Source organism: Streptomyces sp. NPDC048419 (assembly GCF_043200415.1).
Taxonomy (GTDB): Bacteria; Actinomycetota; Actinomycetes; order Streptomycetales; family Streptomycetaceae; genus Streptomyces.
In genome coordinates, this window is sequence record NZ_JBICXT010000001.1 from 314,510 (window position 1) to 337,591 (window position 23,082).

General features: G+C 71.8%; 22 protein-coding genes. 5 read left to right on the forward strand and 17 right to left on the reverse strand.

Annotation, left to right across the window (positions count from 1 at the left end):
- Positions 1-42: 42 nt before the first annotated feature.
- The 4 genes from ACGFYN_RS01360 to ACGFYN_RS01375 form a co-directional block, all read right to left on the reverse strand.
- Complete coding sequence (locus ACGFYN_RS01360; protein WP_393863642.1) at positions 43-534, reverse strand: methylated-DNA--[protein]-cysteine S-methyltransferase; 492 nt, start codon at positions 532-534, stop codon at positions 43-45.
- An 11-nt stretch (positions 535-545) separates the two neighbouring features.
- Positions 546-2,018: a DNA-3-methyladenine glycosylase 2 family protein gene (locus ACGFYN_RS01365; protein WP_393863643.1), complete on the reverse strand. Its 1,473-nt coding sequence runs from the start codon at positions 2,016-2,018 to the stop codon at positions 546-548.
- Positions 2,019-2,121: 103 nt separating this feature from the next.
- Positions 2,122-2,505: a BlaI/MecI/CopY family transcriptional regulator gene (locus ACGFYN_RS01370; protein WP_393863644.1), complete on the reverse strand. Its 384-nt coding sequence runs from the start codon at positions 2,503-2,505 to the stop codon at positions 2,122-2,124.
- A gap of 61 nt (positions 2,506-2,566) precedes the next feature.
- Positions 2,567-3,217 carry a DedA family protein gene (locus ACGFYN_RS01375; RefSeq protein WP_393864143.1) on the reverse strand — a complete coding sequence of 217 codons (651 nt, stop codon included), beginning with the start codon at positions 3,215-3,217 and terminating at the stop codon, positions 2,567-2,569.
- A gap of 134 nt (positions 3,218-3,351) precedes the next feature.
- Here ACGFYN_RS01375 and ACGFYN_RS01380 point away from each other — a divergent pair, with 134 nt between their 5' ends.
- Positions 3,352-3,765, forward strand: a complete 414-nt coding sequence (locus ACGFYN_RS01380; protein ID WP_393863645.1) for a BlaI/MecI/CopY family transcriptional regulator — start codon at positions 3,352-3,354, stop codon at positions 3,763-3,765.
- A 31-nt stretch (positions 3,766-3,796) separates the two neighbouring features.
- Here the strand turns inward: ACGFYN_RS01380 and ACGFYN_RS01385 are convergent, their stop codons facing one another.
- The 4 genes from ACGFYN_RS01385 to ACGFYN_RS01400 all read right to left on the reverse strand — a co-directional run bounded on the left by ACGFYN_RS01385 (position 3,797) and on the right by ACGFYN_RS01400 (position 8,583).
- Positions 3,797-4,306 (reverse strand): O-acetyl-ADP-ribose deacetylase, encoded by a 510-nt coding sequence (locus ACGFYN_RS01385; protein ID WP_393863646.1) that lies wholly within the window; start codon positions 4,304-4,306, stop codon positions 3,797-3,799.
- Positions 4,303-5,712 (reverse strand): phytoene desaturase family protein, encoded by a 1,410-nt coding sequence (locus ACGFYN_RS01390; RefSeq protein ID WP_393863647.1) that lies wholly within the window; start codon positions 5,710-5,712, stop codon positions 4,303-4,305. The genes ACGFYN_RS01385 and ACGFYN_RS01390 overlap by 4 nt, the downstream gene beginning before the upstream one ends.
- Before the next feature lie 111 nt (positions 5,713-5,823).
- Entirely contained in the window at positions 5,824-6,669 is an 846-nt protein-coding gene (locus ACGFYN_RS01395) for an inositol monophosphatase family protein (protein ID WP_393863648.1), read from the reverse strand.
- A gap of 84 nt (positions 6,670-6,753) precedes the next feature.
- Positions 6,754-8,583: a gamma-glutamyltransferase family protein gene (locus tag ACGFYN_RS01400; protein WP_393863649.1), complete on the reverse strand. Its 1,830-nt coding sequence runs from the start codon at positions 8,581-8,583 to the stop codon at positions 6,754-6,756.
- 273 nt (positions 8,584-8,856) lie between these two features.
- Here ACGFYN_RS01400 and ACGFYN_RS01405 point away from each other — a divergent pair, with 273 nt between their 5' ends.
- Positions 8,857-9,849 (forward strand): phospholipase D-like domain-containing protein, encoded by a 993-nt coding sequence (locus ACGFYN_RS01405; RefSeq protein ID WP_393863650.1) that lies wholly within the window; start codon positions 8,857-8,859, stop codon positions 9,847-9,849.
- A gap of 20 nt (positions 9,850-9,869) precedes the next feature.
- On the opposite strand, the gene ACGFYN_RS01410 is transcribed toward ACGFYN_RS01405, so the two are convergent.
- Together ACGFYN_RS01410 and ACGFYN_RS01415 are read right to left on the reverse strand one after the other, a co-directional pair.
- Positions 9,870-10,532 (reverse strand): response regulator, encoded by a 663-nt coding sequence (locus ACGFYN_RS01410; protein ID WP_393863651.1) that lies wholly within the window; start codon positions 10,530-10,532, stop codon positions 9,870-9,872.
- On the reverse strand, positions 10,529-11,632 hold the full coding sequence (locus ACGFYN_RS01415) for a sensor histidine kinase (RefSeq protein WP_393863652.1): 1,104 nt from the start codon (positions 11,630-11,632) through the stop codon (positions 10,529-10,531). The genes ACGFYN_RS01410 and ACGFYN_RS01415 overlap by 4 nt, the downstream gene beginning before the upstream one ends.
- Before the next feature lie 166 nt (positions 11,633-11,798).
- Here ACGFYN_RS01415 and ACGFYN_RS01420 point away from each other — a divergent pair, with 166 nt between their 5' ends.
- From ACGFYN_RS01420 to ACGFYN_RS01430, 3 genes are all read left to right on the forward strand, one after another.
- Positions 11,799-12,800 carry a carboxymuconolactone decarboxylase family protein gene (locus ACGFYN_RS01420; protein ID WP_393863653.1) on the forward strand — a complete coding sequence of 334 codons (1,002 nt, stop codon included), beginning with the start codon at positions 11,799-11,801 and terminating at the stop codon, positions 12,798-12,800.
- Positions 12,797-13,345 carry a class I SAM-dependent methyltransferase gene (locus ACGFYN_RS01425; protein WP_393863654.1) on the forward strand — a complete coding sequence of 183 codons (549 nt, stop codon included), beginning with the start codon at positions 12,797-12,799 and terminating at the stop codon, positions 13,343-13,345. The genes ACGFYN_RS01420 and ACGFYN_RS01425 overlap by 4 nt, the downstream gene beginning before the upstream one ends.
- A gap of 115 nt (positions 13,346-13,460) precedes the next feature.
- Positions 13,461-14,126 (forward strand): hypothetical protein, encoded by a 666-nt coding sequence (locus ACGFYN_RS01430; RefSeq protein WP_393863655.1) that lies wholly within the window; start codon positions 13,461-13,463, stop codon positions 14,124-14,126.
- Positions 14,127-14,154: 28 nt separating this feature from the next.
- Here the strand turns inward: ACGFYN_RS01430 and ACGFYN_RS01435 are convergent, their stop codons facing one another.
- From ACGFYN_RS01435 to ACGFYN_RS01465, 7 genes are all read right to left on the reverse strand, one after another.
- The gene (locus ACGFYN_RS01435) at positions 14,155-15,684 is read right to left on the reverse strand and encodes an NCS1 family nucleobase:cation symporter-1 (RefSeq protein WP_393863656.1); all 1,530 of its coding nucleotides are present in this window, start codon (positions 15,682-15,684) and stop codon (positions 14,155-14,157) included.
- 130 nt (positions 15,685-15,814) lie between these two features.
- Positions 15,815-16,837, reverse strand: a complete 1,023-nt coding sequence (locus ACGFYN_RS01440; RefSeq protein ID WP_393863657.1) for a TIGR03842 family LLM class F420-dependent oxidoreductase — start codon at positions 16,835-16,837, stop codon at positions 15,815-15,817.
- A 10-nt stretch (positions 16,838-16,847) separates the two neighbouring features.
- Entirely contained in the window at positions 16,848-18,251 is a 1,404-nt protein-coding gene (hydA, locus tag ACGFYN_RS01445; protein WP_393863658.1) for a dihydropyrimidinase, read from the reverse strand.
- A 31-nt stretch (positions 18,252-18,282) separates the two neighbouring features.
- The gene (locus ACGFYN_RS01450; RefSeq protein WP_393863659.1) at positions 18,283-19,125 is read right to left on the reverse strand and encodes a nitrilase-related carbon-nitrogen hydrolase; all 843 of its coding nucleotides are present in this window, start codon (positions 19,123-19,125) and stop codon (positions 18,283-18,285) included.
- 155 nt (positions 19,126-19,280) lie between these two features.
- Positions 19,281-20,840: a PucR family transcriptional regulator gene (locus ACGFYN_RS01455; protein WP_393863660.1), complete on the reverse strand. Its 1,560-nt coding sequence runs from the start codon at positions 20,838-20,840 to the stop codon at positions 19,281-19,283.
- A 27-nt stretch (positions 20,841-20,867) separates the two neighbouring features.
- On the reverse strand, positions 20,868-22,151 hold the full coding sequence (locus tag ACGFYN_RS01460; protein WP_393863661.1) for an aspartate aminotransferase family protein: 1,284 nt from the start codon (positions 22,149-22,151) through the stop codon (positions 20,868-20,870).
- On the reverse strand, positions 22,148-22,990 hold the full coding sequence (locus tag ACGFYN_RS01465; protein ID WP_393863662.1) for a nitrilase-related carbon-nitrogen hydrolase: 843 nt from the start codon (positions 22,988-22,990) through the stop codon (positions 22,148-22,150). The genes ACGFYN_RS01460 and ACGFYN_RS01465 overlap by 4 nt, the downstream gene beginning before the upstream one ends.
- Between the last annotated feature and the right edge of the window lie 92 nt (positions 22,991-23,082).

The following is a 23,082-nucleotide window of genomic DNA, read 5'->3' on the forward strand; positions in this document are numbered from 1 at the left end:
CCTCGCCTGCCGTAGAAGGTGTCCTGCGTCGCACTCCGGCGGCTAGAACAGGGACCTGTCGCCTTCGAGGTCGAGCAGGCGCCGCTTGCGTTCGAGGCCGCCGCCGTAGCCCGTGAGGCTGCCGTTCGCGCCGACGACGCGGTGGCAGGGCACGATGATGCCGATCGGGTTCTTGCCGTTGGCGAGGCCGACGGCGCGGGAGGCGGCCGGTTTGCCGAGGGTGTCGGCGAGTTGGCCGTAGGAGCGGGTCTCGCCGTAGGGGATGCGGCGGAGTTCGTCCCAGACCGTGCGCTGGAACGGGGTGCCGTTCAGGTGGAGTTGAAGGGTGAACTCCTGCAACTCGCCCGCGAAATAGGCCTGCAGTTGTTCCTCTGCCTCGGCGAAGGGCGCGTCGTCGCGGTCGCCGAAGGTCTCCTCCGGCGGACGGTGGCGCTGGTCGGTCATGTAGAGGCCGCACAGGACGCCGTCGTCGGCCACCAGGGTCAGAGGGCCGTAGGGGCTGGTGACGACCGTGTGCTGCTTGGTGGAGCTCATGGTGAACGTCCTTACACCGGGAGGAAGTTGATCGGGTGGCTGTCCGTCGCCCACAGGTACTGGACGGCGTATGCCCGCCAGGGGCGCCAGGCCGCCGCGCGGGCGGTGAGGGCCGCCGGGGTGGACGGGAGGCCCAGCTCCTGGGCGGCGCGGCGGATGCCGAGGTCGGTGGGGAGGAAGGCGTCGGGGTCGCCGAGGGCACGCATGGCGATGACGTCGACCGTCCAGGGGCCGAAGCCGGGCAGGGCCAGGAGCCGGGCGCGGGTCTGAGGCCAGTCGCTCTCCGGCCCCAAGTGGAGGGTGCGGTCCGCGAGTTGACGTACGAGAGTGGTGAAGGTGGTGCGGCGCGTCCGCGGCATCGCCAAAGACTCCGGGTCCACGGCGGCGAGCGCGTCGGGGGTCGGGAAGACGTGGGTGAGGCCGCCCTCGGGGTCCTCCACCGGGTCGCCGTGCGCCGTGACGAGGCGGGCCGCGTGGGTGCGGGCCGCGGCCGTCGAGACCTGCTGGCCGAGCACGGCCCGGACGGCGAACTCCGCCTCGTCGACCGTGCGCGGGACGCGCCGGCCCGGGGCCTTGTCGACCAGCGGGGCGAGCAGGGGGTCCGTGCGCAGCTGGTCGTCGATCGCGACCGGATCGGCGTCCAGGTCGAGCATGCGGCGGCAGCGGCTGATGGCGACGGTGAGGTCGCGCAGGTCGCCGAGGGTGAGCCGGCAGGCGATGTGGTCGGGCTCGGGCGCCAGCGTCACGATGCCGTGGCCGTACGGCAGGCGGAGCGTGCGGCGGTAGGCGCCGTCCCGCCACTCCTCCACGCCGGGTACGGCGGTGGCCGCGAGGTGGCCGAAGAGGTTGTCGGGGTTGAGCGGGGTACGGAAGGGCAGGCGGAGCGTCAGCGCGCCCGGTGTGCCGGCCGGCGCGCTCTTCTTCGGCAGCCGGGCCCGCAGTTCACTCGGCGCCAGGGCGAAGACCTCGCGCACGGTGTCGTTGAAGGTGCGGATCGAGGAGAAGCCGGCGGCGAAGGCGACCTCGGCCATCGGCAGCGTCGTCGTCTCGATCAGCAGGCGGGCGGTCTGGGCTCGTTGGGCACGGGCCAGGGCGAGCGGGCCGGCGCCCAGCTCGGCGAGCAGCTGGCGTTCGATCTGCCGGGTGCTGTAGCCGAGGCGGGCGGCGAGGCCCGGGACGCCCTCGCGGTCCACGACGCCGTCGGCGATCAGGCGCATCGCGCGGGCCACGAGGTCGGCCCGCCGGTTCCACTCCGGTGAGCCGGGGCTGGTGTCGGGGCGGCAGCGCTTGCAGGCCCGGAATCCGGCCTGCTGGCAGGCGGCCGCGCTCGGGTAGAAGGTCATGTTCTCGGGCTTGGGCGGGACGACGGGGCAGCTGGGCCGGCAGTAGATGCGGGTCGTCAGGACCGCCGTGAAGAACCATCCGTCGAAGCGCGCGTCCTTGGACTGGACGGCGCGCACGCAGCGCTCTCGGTCGGTGTGCATCCCGTTCTGCATACGTCCAGCATCGGGGACGGGCGGGCCCGGGGCTGGCGAGAATCCGACATCAACCTCGCATGCGCTGGAGCGGCCCGGATCGCCTGCCGCCTCATGCCCCGCTCTCGTCGAGGAGAGCGCGCAGGGCGGCCTCCTCCGCCGAGGTCAGGCCGGTCACGAAGTGCTGGAGGGCGGCGATCGGGTCGGGACCGCGGGCCAGGGCGCGGTGCATGGCCTCGGCGGTCAGCTGGGCGGCGTTCTTCACCGGCCGGTAGGCGCCGCGCCTGCCGTCGGCGTCCCGCAGGACGAGGCCCTTGTCGTGCAGGCGCCGCAGGATCGTGTGCACGGTGTTGTAGGCGAGGCCGCCGCACAGACAGACCTGGATCTCGGCCGGCGTGAGGGCGCGGTCCGTCGCCCACAGGGTGGCGAGGATCTCGCTCTCCAGCTCGCCCGGGCCGCGTCGTACGGCCCTGTCGCGAGGAGTCGCGCCGGCCATGGCTCCACATTACGGCGCATACCCGGCGGCGGTCAGTGCGGTCACCGGCCCTTGCCGCCGGTCAGGACGAGGTCCCCTCGGAAGCACGGCGGGCACGCGCGCGGCGCGCCTCCAGGGCGATCGGGGTCAGGGAGACGAGGACCACGAGCGCGACCATCGGCAGCAGGTAGTGGTCGACGTTCGGCACCGAGGAACCCAGCGCATAGCCGCCCAGTGTCAGGCCGATCGTCCACACCAGGCCGCCCACCACCTGCCACACGGTGAAGACCCGCACCGGCACCTCCAGCGCACCGGCCAGGGGGTTCAGCACGGTGCGCACGATCGGCACGAAGCGGGCCAGGACCACCGCCTTGGCGTGGCCGTAGCGCTCGAGCAACTGCTCGGCCCGCTCCGCGCCCTCGTGCAGCTTCTTCGATCTGCTGCGCGCCAGCAGGGCCCGGCCGCCGCGGCGCCCGAGCCAGTACCCCGTCTGGGCGCCGAGGAGCGCACCGACGACGGCGGCCACCAGCACCTGCCAGAGCGAGAGATGGACGGATCTGTCGGAGTCACCGGCGCACAGCAGTCCGGCCGTGAACAGCAGGGAGTCGCCGGGCAGGAAGAAGCCGACCAGCAGTCCGGTCTCGGCGAACATCACGACGGCGACGCCGAGAGCACCGAACGCGGACAGCAGGGAACCGGCGTCCAGGACGTTCACCGCCTGGGTCACGGCCATGTGGGCAGCTGCCACGGAGACGACCCCTCTCATACTGGGACGTGGACGGAGCGGGCACGGGCCCGCACCGAACGACTACAGTCACGTAGACCGTCTACCGCACTGTAGACGAATGAGAGCCGAGGAGCGTTCCCATGTCCGATTGGCAGAGTGACGAGCCGGTCGACGGGCGCACGGACCGCCGGCCGGCCGGCGAGCTGGAGGCGAGCGTACTCGCCGCGCTGTGGTCCGCCGGCAAGGCGCTCACGCCCGGCGCCGTCCAGAAGGAGGTCGGCGGCGGCCTCGCGCGTACGACGGTGACGACGATCCTCACGCGTCTGCACGCCAAGGGCGCGGTGACCCGCGCGCGCTCGGGCCGCGGCTACGCCTACGCACCGGCCCAGGACTCGCACGGCCTCACGGCCCGCCGGATGCACGCCGAACTCGACAAGGACGCCGACCGCGGCACCGTCCTCGCCCGCTTCGTCTCCGATCTGAGCCCCGCGGACGAGCAGCTGCTGCGCTCGCTCCTTGATGACGCCCGGCCGGACGGGGACGGCAGCGCGTGAACGGCGCCGCTCCCCCGCTACCGGCTCCGCGTCAGCGGGTCCGCGCCTCGAACGCCTCGTAGGCCCGCTCGTCGAAGAGCACGAACCGGACCTCCTGGACGGATGTGTCCGCGGCCCGGACCGTCTCCACCGCGATGCGGGCTCCGTCGTCCATCGGCCAGCCGTAGATGCCGGTGGAGACGGCGGGGAACGCGACCGTACGGGCGCCGAGCTCGTCAGCGACACGGAGGGACTCGCGGTAGCAGGAGACCAGCAGCCCGGAACGGTCCTCGCCCGCGGACCAGACCGGACCCACGGTGTGGATCACCCAGCGTGCGTCCAGGTCGCCCGCGGTGGTGGCGACCGCCTGGCCGGTGCGCAGGCCCTTGCCGTACCTCGATGCGCGCAGCTTGCGGCACTCCTCGAGGATCGCCGGGCCGCCGCGGCGGTGGATGGCGCCGTCGACGCCTCCGCCGCCGAGCAGGGAGGAGTTCGCGGCGTTGACGATCGCGTCGACGCTCTCGCGTGTGATGTCGCCCTGGGCGAGCGTGATGGTGGTCATGTCTGCCTCAGCCTCTTCCAGACGGCCTTCGCGGCGTTGTGCCCGGACATGCCGTGTACCCCGGGGCCGGGCGGGGTCGCCGACGAGCAGATGAAAATGGCCGGATGCGGGGTGCTGTACGGCGAGAGGGAGAGCTTGGGGCGCAGCAGGGTCTGCAGGCCGGAGACCGCGCCGGTGCCGATGTCCCCGCCGATGTAGTTGTGGTTGCGGGCGGCCATCTCGGGCGGGCCGGCCGTGGCGCGGGCGAGGACGCGGTCGCGGAACCCCGGTGCGAAGCGCTCCAGTTGACGCTCCATGGCGTCGGTGAGGTCGCCGGTCCAGCCGCTCGGGACATGGCCGTAGGCCCAGAAGACGTGCTTGCCGTCGGGTGCGCGGCCGGGGTCGACGACGCTGGGCTGAACCGTGATCATGAACGGCCGCTCGGGCGCCCGGCCCTCCCGGGAGGCCTCCCGCAGCGCGGTGCCGATCTCGGCGCTGTCCGCTCCGATCTGCACGGTGCCGGCGGTGCGGGCCTCCTGGGCGGTCCACGGGACCGGGCCGTCCAGCGCGTAGTCGACCTTGAAGACGCCCGGGCCGTAGCGGTAGCCCTCGTAGTAGCGGCCGAAGCCCGCGATACGGGCCAGCGCGGTGGGTGAGGTGTCGAAGACGTACGCGCGCGCGGGCGGCAGGTCGTCGAGGCGCTTGACCTCGTAGTCCGTGTGGACCACGCCGTCCAGGTCCTTCAGGTACGCGGTGAGCGCGTCCGAGATGGACTGGGAGCCGCCGCGGGCCACGGGCCAGCCGCGGGCGTGCGCGGCGAGCGCGAAGACCAGGCCGATGGCGCCGGTGGCCAGGCCCGTCAGGGGTGCCATGACATGCGCGACGAGGCCCGCGAACAGGGTCTTGGCGGGCTCGTCGTGGAAGCGGCGGGTCAGCCAGGTCGACGGGGGCAGGCCGACCAGGCCGAAGCGGGCGAGGGTCACCGGGTCGCGCGGCAGCGCGGTGCCCGGCAGGGACATGAAGTCCCGCGTCAGGGTGTCCCACTTGGGCAGGAACGGCTCGACCAGCCTGCGGTACGCGCCCGCGTCCCGCGGGCCGAACGAGGCCGCCGTCTCGGCCACCGAACGGGACAGCACGGCGGCGCTGCCGTCGGTGAAGGGGTGGGCCATGGGCAGCTCGGGGTGCAGCCACTCCAGGCCGTACCGCTCCAGGGGCAGGGCGCGGAACGCCGGGGAGTTGATGCCCAGCGGGTGGGCCGAGGAACAGGGGTCGTGCCGGAAGCCGGGCAGGGTGAGCTCTTCGGTGCGGGCTCCGCCGCCGACTGTGTCGCGGGCCTCGAAGACCGCCACGGAGAAGCCGCGGCGGGCCAGCTCCACGGCGGCCGTCAGTCCGTTCGGCCCCGCACCCACCACGACAGCATCGAGCATCGACGGCACCTTCGGACCCCTTCGTCAGCCGATGGCCACTGAGGATCAGGATATGCCGGGGGGCCGGCGGTCTCCCGAGGCGGGTGGTTCAGTCCTGAACGGTCGCCCGGATCACGCCACGTCCGACAGCAGGCCCTTCACCCGGCGTGCCGTCGCCGCGTCGCGGGCGGCCGTGAACGGAAGGGCGTTGCCGCCCGTGATGCGGAACGGATCGCCGGTCAGCGTCAGATGGGCGCCGCCCGCCTCCTCGACCAGCAGGATGCCGGCGGCGTGGTCCCAAGCCGCTTCCCAGCTGAAGGCGAGGGCGTCCAACTCGCCCCGGGCGACGGCCAGATACTCCAGACCGGCCGAGCCGCAGGCGCGCGACGCGACGCCGTCGGTCCACAGGCCGATCAGGGCGCGCTTCTGCGCGTCGGTCGTGTAGTCGGGGTGGGAGGTGGCCACTTGGAGGCCGCGTGCCGGGTCGGGCGAACCGGCGTGCAGCCGCCGGCCGTCGAGGAAGGCGCCCTGTCCCCTCACGGCGGTGGCGAGCTGGTCCGAGGCCGGTATGTACGTCCAGGAGGCGAGCAGGACTCCGCGCCGGGCGAGCGCGACCAGTGTGCAGAATCCGGGGTCGCCGTGCACGAACTGGCGTGTCCCGTCGACCGGGTCGACGATCCAGACCGGGGCGTCGCCCTGTATCGCCTCGTACACCTGCGGGTCGGCGTGCACGGCCTCCTCGCCGACGACGACGGAACCGGGCAGGAGGCCGCCGAGCACGTCCGTGAGATACCGCTCGGTGAGGCGGTCGGCGTCGGTCACCAGGTCGTGCGGTCCGCTCTTCTGGTCGACCTCGTGCGCGGCCAGGCTGCGGAAGCGGGGCATGATCTCGGCCGCGGCGGCCTTGCGGACCGCCTCCTCCACGTCGGCCGAGTGGTGGGCGAGAAACTCGTCGATGGTTTCCTTGTCTTCGATCATGTCTCCATGAGAGCACGCGCCTCTGACAATCCACGCCGGGAGGGTGGATCTGCGGTGGAATCGGCGTGAACTCCGCGGCCGCGATCAGCGCCCCACCGCATACCCCTGCATGCCCCGCGGATTGGCGGCCGCCGACAGGACGCCGGTGGCCGGATCGCGGGCGACAGCGCACAGCCGCCCCTCCGACCAGGGCTCGCCGACGGTCACCTCGTGGCCCCGGCGCCGCAGTTCCCCGACGACCCCGGCGTCCATGCGGGACTCCACCGTCACGCTCCCCGGCCGCATGCCGCGCGGGTAGAACGAACCGGGGAAGCTGTCGTTGTGCCAGTTCGGGGCGTCGATCGCGCCCTGCAGGTCGAGGCCCCCGCGGACCTGGGCGCGCAGGGCGACGGCCAGGAAGAAGTGCAGCTGCCACTGGTCCTGCTGGTCGCCGCCGGGGGTGCCGAAGGCCATGACGGGGACGCCGTCGCGCAGGGCGATCGAGGGCGTGAGGGTGGTGCGGGGCCGGCGGCCGGGCGTGAGCGCGTTGGGCAGGTCCTCGTCCAGCCAGGTCATCTGGAGCCGGGTGCCGAGCGGGAAGCCGAGTTCGGGCACGACGGGGTTCGACTGGAGCCAGCCGCCGCTGGGGGTGGCGGCGACCATGTTGCCCCAGCGGTCGACGACGTCGAGGTGGCAGGTGTCGCCGCGGGTGCCGCCGTCCGCCGCGACCGGGGGCTCGCCCGGCACCGGGGAGACCGGCGGCTTGGCCACGGTCGGTTCGCCGACGCCCATGGGGCTGAATCCTGGCTCGTCACCGACGATCACGTGCGCGTGCGCGCTGAGCCGCGGGGTGCGTCCGCCGGGGCCGCCGGGGCGCAGCTCGTGCGAGGCCTTGGCGCCGACGAGGTGGCGCCGGGCCGCGTTGTAGTGCGCCGACAGCAGGTCGCCGAGCGGGACCTCGGCGGCGTCCCCGTACCAGGCCTCCCGGTCGGCCATGGCGAGCTTGCAGCCCTCGATCAGCAGATGGACGTAGTCGGCGGAGCCGTACTCGGGCAGTTCGGGCGGGAGCAGGGCGAGTTGCTGGAGGAAGGCGGGACCCTGGCTCCAGGGCCCGGCCTTGCACACGGTCCAGCCTTTCCAGTCGTACGTCGCCGGGGTCTCGTAGGTCGCGGACCAGCTGGCGAGGTCGGCGGCCGTCAGCGTGCCCGCGTGGCGCTCGCCGCTGGTGTCCATGGTCGGCCGCCGCGCCTGCCGGACCAGGGCCTCGGCGATGAACCCGGATCGCCACACCTCGCGCGCGGCCTCGATCTGCGCGAGGCGGTCCCCGGCGTCCGCGACCTCGGCGAGCAGCCGCTTCCAGGTGGCGGCGAGGGCGGGGTTGCGGAAGAGCTCGCCGGGTCCCGGGGCCTTCCCGCCCGGGAGATACACCTCCGCCGACGAGGTCCACTCCGTCTCGAAGAGTTCCCGTACGGTCTCCACGGTCGCGCCGACGTTCTCCACGGGCGCGTGGCCGTCCTCGGCGTATCCGATCGCGTACGCGAGGACCTCGGCGAGGGGCTTGGTGCCGTGGTCGCGCAGCAGGAGCATCCAGGCGTCGAACGCGCCGGGCACGGCGGCGGCGAGCGGTCCCGTGCCCGGGACCAGGTCCAGGCCGAGCGACCGGTAGTGCGCGACCGTGGCCCCGGCCGGGGCGACGCCCTGGCCGCACAGCACCCGCACCTCGCCGCCCGCCGGGGCGAGCAGGATCGGCACCTCGCCGGCCGGCCCGTTGAGATGCGGCTCGACGACGTGCAGCACGAACGCCCCCGCCACGGCCGCGTCGTAGGCGTTGCCGCCGGCCTCCAGCACCGCCATCGCCGACTGCGAGGCCAGCCAGTGGGTGGAGGACACCATCCCGAAGGTGCCCTGCAAGGTCGGCCGGGTCGTGAACGGCATCTCTCACCTCACTGCTGACGCGCCTTCGCAGCTCCGGTCGGCGCTCGGGTCCACCCGGCAGGCTACCCATCCCCCACGCCCACCAAGATTTTGCGTTCTCGCGGGGAGTCCATGAACCGGCTTGCACCTGGGCGAAGTCCCCTTTGTCCGGTTGCCGCGACTGCCGGACATCACGCGTTCACCCCGCCCGTCCTTCTCCGCGTTCTACGCGCGTGGTGTCATGCCCACGCTCACCACCCCCCACGTGGGCTTCAACTCGACCAGGAGTCACGCATGTTGTGGAAGGTCCTTGCCCGCGCGGGTGTCGCCCTGACCGCCGGCGCCGCCGTCCTCGCCACCGCCGTCCCCGCGAACGCCGCGAGCTACTCCGCGTTCGCCTTCTCGCAGAGCGACGGCGAGCCGGACATCTACGACTTCATCAACTCGGCCACCAGCTCCCTCGACATGACGATGTACGAGCTGGAGGACACCACCGCCGTGAGCGACCTCATAGCCCTGAGGAACAAGGGCGTCACTGTGCGGGTCGTCCTGGACCGGCAGCACAAGAGCGCCGACAACTCCGCCTACACGTCCCTGACGAACGCGGGCGTCGGCGTGGTCTGGTCGTCGTCCTCCTTCGTCTACACCCACCAGAAGACGATCACGGTCGACGGCGCCAAGTCGCTGGTCCTCACGGGCAATCTCACCTCGCAGTACTACGCGACCGGCCGCGACTACGGCGTCTTCACCGACGACACCCGTGACGTCGCCGCGATCGAGAAGGTCTTCGACGCGGACTACGCCGGCACCGCGGTGACCCCGACCGACGGCGACCATCTCCTCTGGTCGCCCACCGACTCCCGCAACCGCCTGCTGTCCGTGATCAACAGCGCGACGAAGACGCTCGACGTCGAGGAGCTGGAGTTCAGCGACAGCGCGGTCGTCGACGCGATCGTGGCGCGGGCGAAGGCGGGCGTGGCCGTACGGGTGGTCCTGGAGACCCCGGGCTCCTACTCGAGCGAGGTCACCGCGGTGAAGAACGCCGGCGGCGAGGTCGTCGGCTACTCCGACCCCGACGGCTTCTACATCCACGCCAAGGCCATGGTCGCCGACTACGGGCTGTCCACCCAGGAGGTGGAGGCGGGCTCGATGAACATCAGCAGCAACTCGCTCTCCGGCAACCGCGAGCTGGGCATCGTCCTGACCGGCACCGGGGTGGCCCAGTCCGTGGCCACCACCGTCGAGACCACGTTCGCCGGCGACTACGCGGGCGGTACGGCCGCCTGACCGCTGCGCGCGGCGGCCGCTCAGGCGTGCCGTGGCGAGACCAGGCCCGACTCGTAGGCGAAGACGACGAGTTGGGCCCGGTCCCGCGCACCCAGCTTGGTCATCGCGCGGCTGACGTGGGTCTTGGCCGTGAAGGGGCTGACGACCATGTGGGCCGCGATCTCCTCGTTGCTCAGGCCCCGGGCGGCCAGGGCCGTCACCTCGCGCTCGCGCCGGGTCAGGCAGTCGAGCCCGGGCGCCGTCGCCCGGTCCGGCGGCCGGGACACGAACTCGCCGATCAGCGTGCGGGTGACCGACGGCGAGAGCAGCGCCTCGCCGCGGGCCACCACCTGGATGGCCTGGAGCAGGTCGGCCGGTTCCGTGTCCTTGAGGAGGAAGCCGCTCGCACCGGCGCGCAGCGCCTCGAAGACGTACCCGTCCAGGCCGTAGTTGGTGAGGATGACGACGCGTACGGCCGCCAGCGCGGGGTCGGCGGCGATCCGGCGGGTGGCCTCGATGCCCGTCATCACCGGCATCTGCACGTCGATCAGCGCGATGTCGGGCGTGTGCGCCCGCACCAGCGCCAGGCCCCGCTCACCGTCGGACGCCTCCCCCACCACCTCGATGCCCTCCTCGGCCTCCAGCAGCGCACGGAACCCCGCCCGCATGAGGGCCTGGTCGTCGACGAGAGCCACCCTGATCATCGGGCCTCCCCCAGCGGCAGCCGCGCCCGCACCTCGAACCCGCCCTCCGCGCGCGGGCCCGTGTGCAGGGTGCCGGCGAGGGCCGTGACCCGTTCGCGCATACCGGTCAGGCCCACTCCGGGTGTGGTCGGGCGGGACGGGTCGGCCGTGCCGTCGTCGGTCACGGTGATCGTCAACCCGTCCGGCTCGTAGGCCAGTTGGACCTGCACCTTCGCGGGGCCCGCATGGCGGGCCGCGTTCGTCAGGGCCTCCTGGACGATGCGGTAGACGGCGCGGTCGAGCGCCGGAGGCAGGGGTCCGACCTCGCCGGTCACCTTGAGGTCGGCGGCCAGGCCCGCCGCGCAGGCCCGCTCCACCAGCAGCGCGGGCGTGCCGGTCGGCTCGTCGCTGCGCAGCACCTCCAGGGTGGAGCGCAGTTCGCGCATCGCCTCGCTGCTGGCGTCCTGGATGGCGAGCAGCGCGGGCGGCACCTCCTCGCCGCGCTTGCGGGCCAGGTGGACAGCGACGCCCGCCTGGAGCTTGACGATCGAGATGCTGTGGGTGAGCGAGTCGTGCAACTCCCGCGCGATGCGCAGGCGTTCCTCGCCGGCCCGGCGCAGGGCCGCCTCCTCGCGGGTGCGCTCCGCCTCCAGGGCGCGCTGTTCCGTCTGGCGCAGATACGCCTGCCAGTTGCGGTCCGCCATGCCCGTGATCACCGCGCACAGGAACCAGCCCGCGAGCAGCGCGGTCCTCTCGACGACGTCGTGGGTGGTCGGCCCGGTCGGGATGTACGCGGCCACGAACACCCCGCTCGCCCCGGCCGCGTACCCGCGGTGGCCCGCGCGGGCCGCCACCAGGACGGCGGCGAAGACGGGCAGCGACGCGGCCGGTCCCGGGTGGGCGTGCAGGACGTACGCGCTGCCGCTCACCGTCGACACCGCCAGCACGGCCTGCGGGGTCTTGCGGGAGAAGGCCAGCGCGGCCGAACTCACCGCGAGCAGCGCGTAGTCGACGGCGGTGGTGTCCGCGTCGAAGGCGGCCGCGGTCAGCACGATGACGCCGACGGCGACCGCGAAGGCCACGTCGGCGAGCCGCTCGCGTGAGACCCGGTGCCCGCTCATGACCGCACAGTAGACGGCCGTACGGACAACGGCGTCAGCCCTGTGGACGGCTCTCGCGCTACTCCCGCCGTAGTAGAACCGGCTGCCGGTGACCCGGCCGTCGCAGGGCGCACCGCATTCGGCCGTACGACGACGCCGGCCGGCCCCGGGGCGCACGCTGCTGCACATGTCCACACCTTTCCGCTTCACCGAACCACTGCCGCCCAGGGCGGCCACCGGCCGTGTCGCCGAGGTGTACGAGCAGCTCGCCCGCGACTTCGGCATCGACAAGGCCGCCACCTTCGTGGTGCTGTCCTCCGCGCCCGAAATCCTCGCCCCCGCCTGGGCGTTGATGCGCGAGTCGCTGATCGCCGGGGCGGGCAGCCGCACCGGCAAGGAACTGGCGGCGTACGGGGTGTCGCGCGCCAACAAGTGCCCGTTCTGCGTGGACGCGCACACGGTCCTGCTGCACGCCACCGGCGACCACGCGCTCGCCGAGCGGCTGGCGCGGGGCGAGCGGCCGGAGAGCGATGAGCACGCGCGTGTGCTGAGCTGGGGACAGCACACGCGCGTGCCGGGCGCCGGGCTGATGCCGTACCCGTTCCCGCTCGAACACGCCCCCGCCTACATCGGCACGGCGCTCGCCTTCCACTTCATCAACCGGATCGTGTCGGCCCTGCTGACCGAGCGGCTGCTGCCGGGCAACGTCCAGCGGTGGCGCCCGGTGCGCAGCCTCGCGGGCCGTTCGCTCGCCGGGACCGTCCGGCGCAGTGCCGTGCCCGGCGCGGCCCTCGCCCTGCTCGACGACCCGGCGCCGGGCCCCGCATGGGCGGCCGGCACGACCGTCGGCCCAGCCTACGCGGCGCTGCGCGCGGCGACCGCGACGGGCGCGGACCTCCTCGACGCCGACGACCAGGCCCTCGTACGGGAGGCTCTGTGGGACTGGGACGGATCGCATCCGCCGCTGTCCTGGGCGGGGCTCCCGGACCGGCGTGAGCGCCCCGGCACTCGCCTGGCCCTGCTGGCGGCCCTCGCGCCGTACCGCATCACGGAGGAGGACGTGACGGCCTGGCGGCGGCCGGAGCACACCGACGAACACCTCGTCCGCCTCGTCGCCCACGGCGCGTTCGCCGCCGTGGACCGCGTCGAGAGCGCCTTCACCCTGCACGCCGCGCGGGAGGGCTCATGACCACGAGCGCCCGTCTCCGCCGGACGTCCTGCGACGCACTGCTCGCGGCGGCGGGCGTCCGGCCCGCCGACCGGGTCCTCGACGTCGGCTGCGGCGCCGGCGACACGACCCGGACCGCCGCCCGGCTGGCCTCGCGCGGGTACGCGGTCGGCGTCGACCTCTCGGCGCCGCTGCTGCGGCGGGCACAGGAGCTGACGGCGGCGGAGAAGATCCACAACGCCACGTACTTCGTGGCGGACGCGCAGGTCCACCCGTTCCCGCCGTGCGGCTACGACGTCATCGTCAGCCAGGGCGGCGTGACGTCCTTCGCGGACACCGCGGCCGCCTTCCGCAATCTCGCGCGGGCGCTGCTGCCGGGCGGCCGCCTGGCGTTCACGTGCCCCCGCCCGGCCGGAGGTGTCCGGACGGCCCTGGAGGGCTGGGAGTACGTCGAGATCACGCCGCTCACCCTCGAAACCCCCTCGCGCGCCGACGTCTGGCTGATCACCGCGAACCGCCCACGGAGCGTGCCCGCCGCGCACCCGCCCACGGTGACCCGGTGGTAACCAGGCGTGCACGGAGCGAGTTGACACTTCCGTCTCACAGAGACTCATGTGAAACTGGCGCCCCGTCCGCAGTGCGGACCCCTTCCGCACACCGTCCCCCACCGAAAAGTGTGCCGTGCGCGATTTTCCTCTGCCGCTCGCTCTGACCGCGCGTCTGTCCCCGGTCGTCGTGCTGGCGGCGGCCGGCTGGGCGCTGTCGTCCGGACCCGCCGCGACGCCGGCCGCCGAGCACAAGGACGCGCCGAAGACCGGCACCCAGTCGGCCACCGCCCCGGCCACGACGGCCCAGAGCAAGTCGTACTCCTCCGCGCCCGCACCGTGCGGCAGTGTGGACGTCAAGACGCTCAAATCGCTGGTGCCGGGCGCCAAGACGGCCGGCAAGGAGATCAAGTCGACGGACGAGAAGCTGCGCCGCACCTGCTCCTGGAACGCGCTCGACGGCTACGACTACCGCTGGCTCGACGTCTCCTTCGAGGTCATGAACTCGGACGATGCGGGACAGACCGCATACAAGAACCGCATCGCGGACAAGAGCGGCGGAGGCGCTGTTCCCGGACTCGGTGACGAGGGCTACTCCGTCGTGAACCTGACCACGGAGAACAAGCAGCAGACGCGCGAGGGCGTGGTGATCTCCCGGGTGGGCAACGTGCTGGTGGTCATCACCTACAACGGCAGCGACTTCGAGACGAAGAAGGCGCCGGGCACAGACGAGATCAACAAGGGCGCCATCAAGGCCGCCAAGGAGGCCGTGGCCGCGCTGCAGAGCGGCCGGACGAGCTGAGACCCGCCGGCCGCCCCCGCGCTCCGCGTCAGACGGTGCGCTCCCTGTCCCGTCCGCGCAGCAGCATCAGCACCAGGTAGAGCGCCATCGAGGTGCCGAGGCCGACCGCCCAGCCGTAGTCCGCAAGGGACTTCAGCGCCGGGATGGGCCGTCCGTCGATCAGCGGCTTGAAGTTCGCGCCGCCGATCGCGAGCACGCCGCCCACCACGAAGGCCACCACGGCCCGCCAGTTCCAGCCGCCCGCGTACCAGTAACGGCCGCCCGCGCGGTAGAGGTCGACCAGGTCCAGCTTGCCCCGGCGCAGGATCCAGTAGTCGGCGATGAGGATGCCGGCGACCGTGCCGAGCAGACCGCCGACCAGTCCGAGCCAGGTGAAGATGTAGCCCTGCGGGTCGGAGTACAGCTTCCACGGGAAGATCAGCACGGCGAGCACCGCGGTGATCAGCGCACCGGAGCGGAAACTCACCTTCCGGGGCGCGACGTTGGAGAAGTCGAAGGCCGGCGAGACCAGGTTGGCCGCGATGTTCACGGAGAGGGTCGCCACCAGCACGGTCACCAGCGCGTACAGCAGGCCGAGGACGTTGTCCGTCTTGGACGCGAGCTGGACCGGGTCCCAGATCGTCTGGCCGTAGACGGCCTGCGAGCCGGAGGTGACCAGCACCGAGAGGAACGCGAACAGCGTCATCGTGGTCGGCAGGCCGAGCGCCTGGCCCCAGGTCTGCGCCTTCTGGCTCTTGCCGTAGCGGGTGAAGTCGGGGATGTTCAGCGACAGCGTGGACCAGAAGCCGATCATGCCCATGAGGGACGGCCAGAACAGTTTCCAGAACTCGCCGCCCCAGCCGAGCTTGGAGGGCTGGTCGAGCAACGGGCCGAAGCCGCCCGCCTTGTTGCTCATCCAGATCAGCATCACCAGCGCGCCGACGATGACGAAGGGCGCCGCCCAGTTCTCGAAGCGGCGGATCGTCTCCATGCCGCGGTAGATGATGGCGACCTGGATGACCCAGAAGATCGCGAACGACAGCCACATCGTCCAGGGGTGGCCGCCGATCTTCGCGGCGTCCGACCAGCCGTTGCCGATCAGCTTGCCGGCCAGGAAGAAGATCGCCTCGCCGCCGATCCAGGTCTGGATGCCGAACCAGCCGCACGCCACCAACGCCCGTACGACGGCGGGCAGATTGGCACCGCGGACGCCGAACGAGGCGCGCGCGAAGACCGGGAAGGGGATGCCGTACTTCGGTCCCGCGTGACCGGTGAGCAGCATCGGGACCAGCACGATCACATTGGCCAGGGCGATGGTGAACACCGCCTGCTTCCAGTCCATGCCGACGGCGATCAGGCCGGAGGCCAGCGTCCAGGAGGCCGTGTTGTGGGCCATGCCGACCCACAGGGCGGAGAAGTTGTACGTGGTCCAGGTGCGTCTTTCGACGGGCACCGGGAGCAGGTCCTTGTTCGCGTACGGACCGCTGGGCAGGGGTGAACCGGGAGCGATCTCCACGCGCCCGTCGTCCAGGGTGACTTGGGCTGCCGGCGGTATGGCTGAGGGAGCGGTGTCGGTCATGAGCAGGCCAATCGATCAAAGGGGTCCGGAAAGGCCGTGCGGGTCTCCGGTCTTCGGCCCCCTCCCCGGGGAGGTGGGGAGGGGGAGAACTGGAGTGGGGGGCGGTGGATCTGCGCGGGTGCCGCGGACGTCAGGCGTTGACCGCCGGGATGACCTTGTCGCCGTAGGCGTCGATCACGGTCTCCTGCGCGTCGTGCATGTCGTACACGGCGAACTGGTCGACGCCCAGCGCGCGCAGCGCGTTCAGCTTCTCGACGTGCCGCTCGACCGGCCCGATGAGGCAGAAGCGGTCGACGATCTCGTCGGGGACGAACTGGGTGTCGGGGTTTCCGCTGCGGCCGTGGTGGGAGTAGTCGTACCCCTCACGGGACTTGATGTAGTCGGTGAGCTCCTCCGGGACCTGGGAGGAGTGCTCGCCGTACTTGGAGACCAGGTCGGCGACGTGGTTGCCGACCATCCCGCCGAACCAGCGGCACTGCTCGCGCGCGTGGGCGAGCGCCTCGGGCGAGTCGTCGGCGGTGACGTAGGCGGGCGCGGCGACGCAGATGGTGACGTCGTCCGGGTCGCGGCCGGCCGCGGCGGCCGCGTCCTTGACCGCCTTCACCATGTACTCGGTGAGGTAGAGGTCGGCCAGCTGGAGGATGAATCCGTCGGCCTCCTCGCCGGTCATCTTCAGGGCCTTCGGGCCGTACGCCGCCATCCACACCGGGAGTTGGGCGTCCGGCTTGATCCAGGGGAACTTCACGACTGTGCCGCCGCCGAGGTCGGCCTCCTCGCCGCGGCCGAGCGCGCGGATGACCTTCATGGCCTCGCTGATCCGGGCGAGGGTGTTGGGTTTGCGGCCCGCGACGCGCATCGCGGAGTCCCCGCGGCCGATGCCGCACACGGTGCGGTTGCCGAACATGTCGTTGAGGGTGGCGAAGGTGGAGGCGGTGACCTCCCAGGTGCGCGTGCCCGGGTTGGTGACCATCGGGCCCACCGTCAGCTTCTGCGTGTTCGCGAGGATCTGACTGTAGATCACGAACGGTTCCTGCCACAGCACGGCGGAGTCGAAGGTCCAGCCGTGGGTGAAGCCGTTGCGCTCGGCGCGCTTCATCAGGCTCACGACCCTCGAGGCCGGCGGGTCGGTCTGCAGGACGAGTCCGAAGTCCATGGCGCCACTCCTAGTTGAGGTACTGACAGGTGGAGCGCGGGGTGTAGACGCCGTGACCTGCGTGTCCGGTGTACTCCCGCTCGTTGATGACGACTTCGCCGCGCGAGAGGACCGTGTCGACGCGGCCGGTGATGTGCCTGCCCTCGTACGCCGAGTAGTCGACGTTCATGTGGTGCGTCCCGGCGGACAGGACCTGCTCGGCCTGCGGGTCGTAGAGGACGACGTCCGCGTCGGCGCCCGGCGCGATGGTGCCCTTCTTGGGATACATGCCGAACATGCGGGCCGGGGTGGCGCAGGCGATCTCGATCCAGCGGCGGCGGCTGATGTGCCCGTCGACGACGGCCTGGTGGAGCAGGTCCATACGGTTCTCGACACCCGGAAGACCGTTGGGGATCTTGGAGAAGTCGCCCTTGCCGAGCTCCTTCTGGCCCACGAAACAGAAGGGGCAGTGATCGGTGGAGACGACCTGGAGGTCGTTGGTACGCAGGCCCCGCCACAGCGCGGCCTGGTGCTCCTTGGGCCGAAGCGGCGTGCTGCACACGTACTTGGCGCCCTCGAAGTCCGGCTCGGCGAGGTTGTCGGTGGACAGGAAGAGGTACTGCGGGCAGGTCTCGCCGTAGACGGGCAGGCCCTCGTCGCGCGCACGGGCCAGCTCGGCGATCGCCTCCGCCGCGGAGACGTGCACGACGTAGAGCGGTGCCCCGGCGACCTGCGCGAGCTTGATGGCCCGGTGGGTGGCCTCGGCCTCCAGCAGGGCCTTGCGGACCTCCCCGTGGAAGCGCGGGTCGGTCTCCCCGCGGGCCAGCGCCTGCTCCACCAGTACGTCGATCGCGATGCCGTTCTCGGCGTGCATCATGATCAGGCCGCCGTTGTCGGCGGCGCGCTGCATGGCGCGCAGGATCTGGCCGTCGTCGCTGTAGAAGACGCCCGGGTAGGCCATGAACTGCTTGAAGGAGGTGACGCCCTCCTCGACGAGGAGGTCCATCTCCTTGAGCGTCTCGCCGTTCACGTCGGAGACGATCATGTGGAAGCCGTAGTCGACGGCGCAGTTGCCCTCGGCCTTGGCGTGCCAGGCGTCGAGCCCCTCGCGCAGGGACTGGCCGACGCTCTGGATGGCGAAGTCGACGATGGTCGTCGTGCCGCCCCAGGCGGCGGCCCGGGTGCCGGTCTCGAAGGTGTCGGCGGCGTAGGTGCCGCCGAACGGCATCTCCATGTGGGTGTGGGCGTCGACGCCGCCCGGGATGACGTACTTGCCGGTGGCGTCCATGACCCTCTCGGCCGTGAACGCCTCGGCGGCCGGGGTGCCGGAGGCGGCGAGTGCGGCGATACGGCCGTCCTCGATCAGGACGTCGGCGTGCATCTCGTCGGAGGCGGTGATGACGAGGCCACCGCGGATGACGGTACGGCTGCTCATGGTCCCTCTCCTGCCAGGGTGGACGGTTCGGTCAGGGTGCGGTCAGCGGCTCGTACGCGTCCGGGCGGCGGTCGCGGAAGAACTGCCAGCGGTCGCGTACCTCGCGCAGCTTGGCCAGGTCCAGGTCGCGCACGATCAGCTCGGTCTCCTTCTCCGAGGCCACCTCGCCGACGAACTGGGCCTCCGGGTCCACGAAGTACGAGGTCCCGTAGAAGTCGTTGTCGCCCAGCTCCTCCACGCCGACCCGGTTGATCGCGCCGACGAAGTACTCGTTGGCGACGGCCGCCGCCGGCTGCTCCAGCTGCCACAGGTAGCGGGAGAGTCCGCGCGAGGTGGCAGAGGGGTTGAAGACGATCTCCGCTCCCCCGAGGCCCAACGCCCGCCAGCCCTCCGGGAAGTGGCGGTCGTAGCAGATGTAGACGGCGATCCTGCCGACGGCGGTCTCGAAGACCGGCCAGCCGCTGTTGCCAGGACGGAAGTAGAACTTCTCCCAGAATCCCTGCACTTGGGGGATGTGGTGCTTGCGGTACTTGCCGAGGTACGAGCCGTCCGCGTCGATCACGGCGGCCGTGTTGTAGAGGACGCCCGGCTGCTCCTCCTCGTACATCGGCAGGATCAGGACGAGGCCCAGCTCCTTGGCCAGCGCCTGGAAGCGCTTGACGATCGGGCCGTCCGGGATCCGCTCGGCGTACTCGTAGAAGGCCTTGTCCTGGACCTGGCAGAAGTAGGGCCCGTAGAACAACTCCTGGAAGCACAGCACCTGGGCACCCTGGGCGGCCGCGTCGCGGGCCGCCTGCTCGTGCACCTGGATCATCGATTCCTTGTCGCCCGTCCACGCTGTCTGGAAGAGGGCGGCACGGATCACTCGGCTCATCGGGACCTCCGGTCGCTCGGTGTGCCGGAAGCGTAGGAAGTCCGGAAGTCGTCTTTGAGTTGCACGGTGTCACGCATACCGGCCGGCGGCGTGTCACGGTGTCACCCTTTCGCGATCCCATGTTTCACCGCCGTTTTCCCAGGTCGTGAGGTGTTTCAGCCCTGTTGCGCGTCGTGCGCGAGGAGCGCGATGTGTACCGATGCGGCCTGCTCGAAGTCGTCGAGGTCGACGCCGAGCCGGCCCTGTATGGCCTCCAGCCGGCGGTAGAGCGCGGGCCGGGAGACGTGGTGGAGCTGGGCGGTGCGGGACTTGTTGCGGCCGGTGGCGAGGTAGGTGCGCAGCACGGACAGCAGATCGTCGCCGTCCGGGCGCAGCAGCCCGTCCAGCTCCCGCTCCGCGAACGACTGCACCTGTGGATCGTCCCTCAACAGCCTTATCAGGCCCCGTAGATGAACGTCCTTGAGGCGTACCACGCACGGCAGGTCGAGAGCGGACGAGGAGTCCGCGACGGCGTCGGCGACGTGCTGCGCCTCGCGCAGTCCCACCGGCACGTCGTCCCAGGCGGTCCGCGGGTCGGCGGCGGCCACCACCGTCCGGCCGGCCTCCGAGCGCATCCGGGCCGCGAAGTTCGCCACAAGCACGGCCGCGTCCTGGTCGCGGGCGAGGCTGAGCAGGACGGCGGTGGCCCCGTCGGCCAGCTCCGCGACGAGACCGGGCAGGCCCAGCAGCCGCAGCACACGCTCGAGTTGGGCGGGTTCCCCGTCGTGCACGACCAGCGGCACGAAGGTGCGCCGGTTGACCGGCAGTCCGGCGGCACGCGCGCGCGGCAGCAGCTGCCGTGCCGGTACGACACCGCTGACCAGGTCGGTCAGCAGGCTCTGCGCCGACTGCTCCTCCCAGGTGTGCGCCGAGGTGCCGCCGAGCATGCGGTGCAGGACGAGGGCCTCGGCGGCCCGGTCGGCGAGCAGCCGCCCGGTGGCGGTGTCGCCGCGGTAGCCGCACAGCATGATCCGGCCCCAGCGCTCGCCCCGCCCGCCGAGCTCGGCGCGGATCCAGCCGTCGCCCTCGCTGCCGCCGGCCTGCCGGGCGATGCGCTCCCAGTCGCGCAGCACGTCGTCCACGGCGGGCCGCTCCCCCGCCGTGGCGAGGACGCGGTGGGCGAGGTTGGTGACGACGACCGGGCAGGCGCTGTGCTGGGCGACCTCGTCGAGGAGCGGCTGCAGCGGGGCGCCCGCCGTGATGAGTCCGGTCAGGGCCGTGCGCACGGACTCCGAGAGGCTGACCGCGGCGAACTTCCGCCGCACCAGCCGGGCCTGGACCTCCTCGGTCAACTCAGCGAAGGGGAACGGCCGGTGCAGGACCACCATCGGCAGCCCGCAGCGCTCGGCGGCGCGGCGCATCACGTCCGGCGCGGCGGGGAACGCCCGCCCGAGGCCGAGCACGACCGCCGCCGCCTCCGCGCGGTGCAGCGAGCGGATGTACTCGGCCTGCTTCTCCTCGTCGCCGGCGAGCAGCACCCCCGTGGTGAGCACCATCTCGCCGCCGGTGAGCATCACGCCCACGTCGGGCGCCTCGGCGACATGCACCCAGCGCACCGGCCGGTCGAGCTGGTCCGCGCCGGCCACCACCTCGGGCTCCCCGGCGAGCACCCGTTCCAGGGTCAGCACCTGGCGCACCGACAGGGCGGGTTCGAGGGTCCCGAAGGTGGTGGTCATGACCGTCTTCCCTTGTTCGGTGCGCTGCTACGACAGGCTCCTCAGCGCGCGTTCGAGGATCGCGGCGCCCTCCTCGGCCTCCGCGACCGTGAGGGACAGGGGCGGCGCGATGCGCAGGGCGCTGGTGTTGTGACCGCCGCCCTTGCCGATGAGCAGCCCGTCCGCCCGGGCCGTCTCCAGCACGGCGGACGCGGCCTCGGGATCCGCCTCGTCCGTGCCCGGCTTCACCAGCTCGACGCCGAGCATCAGCCCGCGCCCGCGCACCTCCCGTACGTGCGGAACCTGGGCCGCGACGGCCCGCAGCCGCTCGATGAGCAGGCCGCCGACGCGCCGGGCGTTGCCCTGGAGGTCGTGCTCCAGCAGGTAGTTGAGGTTGGCGAGGCCCGCCGCCATGGTGATCTGGGTGCCGCCGAAGGTCGAGATGCTGTTGGAGTCCAGGCAGTTCATGATCTCGGCGCGGGCGACCACACCGCCGATGGAGCTGCCGTTGCCGATGCCCTTGGCGAAGGTGAGCAGGTCCGGCGGGCCGCTGCGCCCGTGGGCCTGCCAGCCCCAGAAGTGGTCGCCGGTGCGGCCCCAGCCGGTCTGCACCTCGTCGGCGATCCACAGGATGCCGCGCTCGGCGAGCACCTCGCGGAAGGCGGCGTAGAGGCCGTCCGGCGGGGAGGTGAAGCCGCCGACGCCCTGGATGGGCTCGGCGATCAGGGCCGCGGGCGGGCGGGTGTGGCCGAGCAGGTCCTCGAGGTCGTCGACGCAGGCCGCGATGAACTCGTCGTCGCTGAGGGAGGCGTACGGGCCGCGGGTGCGGACGCCGCCGTGGACGTACAGGGTCTGCAGCGGGGACAGCGAGGTCGGGGACCAGCCGCGGTTGCCGGTGATGCCGACCGCGCTGAAGGAGCGGCCGTGGTAGCTGTTGCGCATCGCCAGCAGGGTGTTGCTGCGCCGGTAGGTCGTGGCGAGCAGCAGGGCGGTGTCGTTGGCCTCGGTGCCGGAGGTGGTGAAGAAGACACGGGCGTCCGGGATGCCGCTCAACTGGGCGATGCGCTCGGCGAGTTCGACCATCGGCCGGTTGAGGTAGAGCGTGGAGGAGTGCAGGATGCGCCCGGCCTGCTCGCTCACCGCCTTGGTGATCTCGGGCAGCGCGTGCGCGGTCATCGTCGTCAGGATGCCGCCGAAGAAGTCGAGGTACCTGTTGCCCTCGGCGTCCCACACGTGCCGGCCCTCGCCGTGCGTGATCTCCAGCGGGTCCTCGTAGTAGAGGGCCAGCCAGTCGGGCAGGACCGAGCGGTGGCGTGCGTACAGGTCGTTCACGGCTGCACCAGCCCCTCGTAGGCGTCGGGCCGCCGGTCGCGGTAGAACGCCCACTGCTGCCGGACTTCCTCGATCAGGTCGAAGTCGAGGTCGCGGACCACGAGTTCCTCCTTGCTGTCGCTGGCGGCCTCGCCTACGAACTGTCCGCGCGGGTCGACGAAGTACGACGTCCCGTAGAAGTCGTTGTCGCCGTACTCCTCCTGGCCGACGCGGTTGATCGCGGCGACGAAGTACTCGTTGGCGACGGCCGCGGCGGGCTGCTCCAGCTGCCACAGGTACGACGAGAGCCCGCGGTGCGTGGCCGACGGGTTATAGACCAACTGGGCGCCGTTGAGGCCGAGTTGGCGCCAGCCTTCCGGGAAGTGGCGGTCGTAGCAGATGTATACGCCCACCCTGCCGACCGCCGTGTCGAAGACGGGCCAGCCGACGTTGCCCGGCTTGAAGTAGAACTTCTCCCAGAAGCCCTTGACCTGCGGGATGTGGTGCTTGCGGTACTTGCCGAGGAAGGTGCCGTCGGCGTCGATCACGGCCGCGGTGTTGTAGTAGAAGCCGGACTGCTCGACCTCGAAGACCGGCACGACGATCACCATGCGCGTCTCGCGGGCGAGCTCCTGCATCCGGCTGACGGTCGGGCCCTCGGGCACCGGCTCGGCCCAGCGGTAGTGCTCGGCGTCCTGCACCTGACAGAAGTAGGGGCTGTTGAAGACCTCCTGGAAACCGATGATCTTCGCACCCTGCCGGGCCGCCTCCCGGGCGTGCTCCTCGTGTTTCGCCACCATGGACTCGGTGTCGCCGGTCCAGGTCGCCTGGACCAGAGCGGCGCGTACGACGTTGGCCATGAGCTGCTCCTTCGGCGTGTCGTCAGAGCTTCTACGCCCGTAGACGGGGCCGTAGAGGGATGAACGTAAGCCTCCGGGAGAGCCTTGCCAAG

Coding starts and splice junctions, on each gene's coding strand:
- ACGFYN_RS01375 (WP_393864143.1), bottom strand. CDS start 3,217: ATGGCCGTGACCCAGGCGGTGAACGTCCTGGACGCCGGTTCCCTGCTG.
- ACGFYN_RS01455 (WP_393863660.1), bottom strand. CDS start 20,840: ATGACCACCACCTTCGGGACCCTCGAACCCGCCCTGTCGGTGCGCCAG.
- ACGFYN_RS01425 (WP_393863654.1), top strand. CDS start 12,797: ATGACCACGAGCGCCCGTCTCCGCCGGACGTCCTGCGACGCACTGCTC.
- ACGFYN_RS01400 (WP_393863649.1), bottom strand. CDS start 8,583: ATGCCGTTCACGACCCGGCCGACCTTGCAGGGCACCTTCGGGATGGTG.
- ACGFYN_RS01390 (WP_393863647.1), bottom strand. CDS start 5,712: ATGCTCGATGCTGTCGTGGTGGGTGCGGGGCCGAACGGACTGACGGCC.
- hydA (WP_393863658.1), bottom strand. CDS start 18,251: ATGAGCAGCCGTACCGTCATCCGCGGTGGCCTCGTCATCACCGCCTCC.
- ACGFYN_RS01395 (WP_393863648.1), bottom strand. CDS start 6,669: ATGATCGAAGACAAGGAAACCATCGACGAGTTTCTCGCCCACCACTCG.
- ACGFYN_RS01415 (WP_393863652.1), bottom strand. CDS start 11,632: ATGAGCGGGCACCGGGTCTCACGCGAGCGGCTCGCCGACGTGGCCTTC.
- ACGFYN_RS01440 (WP_393863657.1), bottom strand. CDS start 16,837: ATGGACTTCGGACTCGTCCTGCAGACCGACCCGCCGGCCTCGAGGGTC.
- ACGFYN_RS01465 (WP_393863662.1), bottom strand. CDS start 22,990: ATGGCCAACGTCGTACGCGCCGCTCTGGTCCAGGCGACCTGGACCGGC.
- ACGFYN_RS01420 (WP_393863653.1), top strand. CDS start 11,799: ATGTCCACACCTTTCCGCTTCACCGAACCACTGCCGCCCAGGGCGGCC.
- ACGFYN_RS01450 (WP_393863659.1), bottom strand. CDS start 19,125: ATGAGCCGAGTGATCCGTGCCGCCCTCTTCCAGACAGCGTGGACGGGC.
- ACGFYN_RS01435 (WP_393863656.1), bottom strand. CDS start 15,684: ATGACCGACACCGCTCCCTCAGCCATACCGCCGGCAGCCCAAGTCACC.
- ACGFYN_RS01380 (WP_393863645.1), top strand. CDS start 3,352: ATGTCCGATTGGCAGAGTGACGAGCCGGTCGACGGGCGCACGGACCGC.
- ACGFYN_RS01405 (WP_393863650.1), top strand. CDS start 8,857: ATGTTGTGGAAGGTCCTTGCCCGCGCGGGTGTCGCCCTGACCGCCGGC.
- ACGFYN_RS01385 (WP_393863646.1), bottom strand. CDS start 4,306: ATGACCACCATCACGCTCGCCCAGGGCGACATCACACGCGAGAGCGTC.
- ACGFYN_RS01365 (WP_393863643.1), bottom strand. CDS start 2,018: ATGCACACCGACCGAGAGCGCTGCGTGCGCGCCGTCCAGTCCAAGGAC.
- ACGFYN_RS01410 (WP_393863651.1), bottom strand. CDS start 10,532: ATGATCAGGGTGGCTCTCGTCGACGACCAGGCCCTCATGCGGGCGGGG.
- ACGFYN_RS01360 (WP_393863642.1), bottom strand. CDS start 534: ATGAGCTCCACCAAGCAGCACACGGTCGTCACCAGCCCCTACGGCCCT.
- ACGFYN_RS01370 (WP_393863644.1), bottom strand. CDS start 2,505: ATGGCCGGCGCGACTCCTCGCGACAGGGCCGTACGACGCGGCCCGGGC.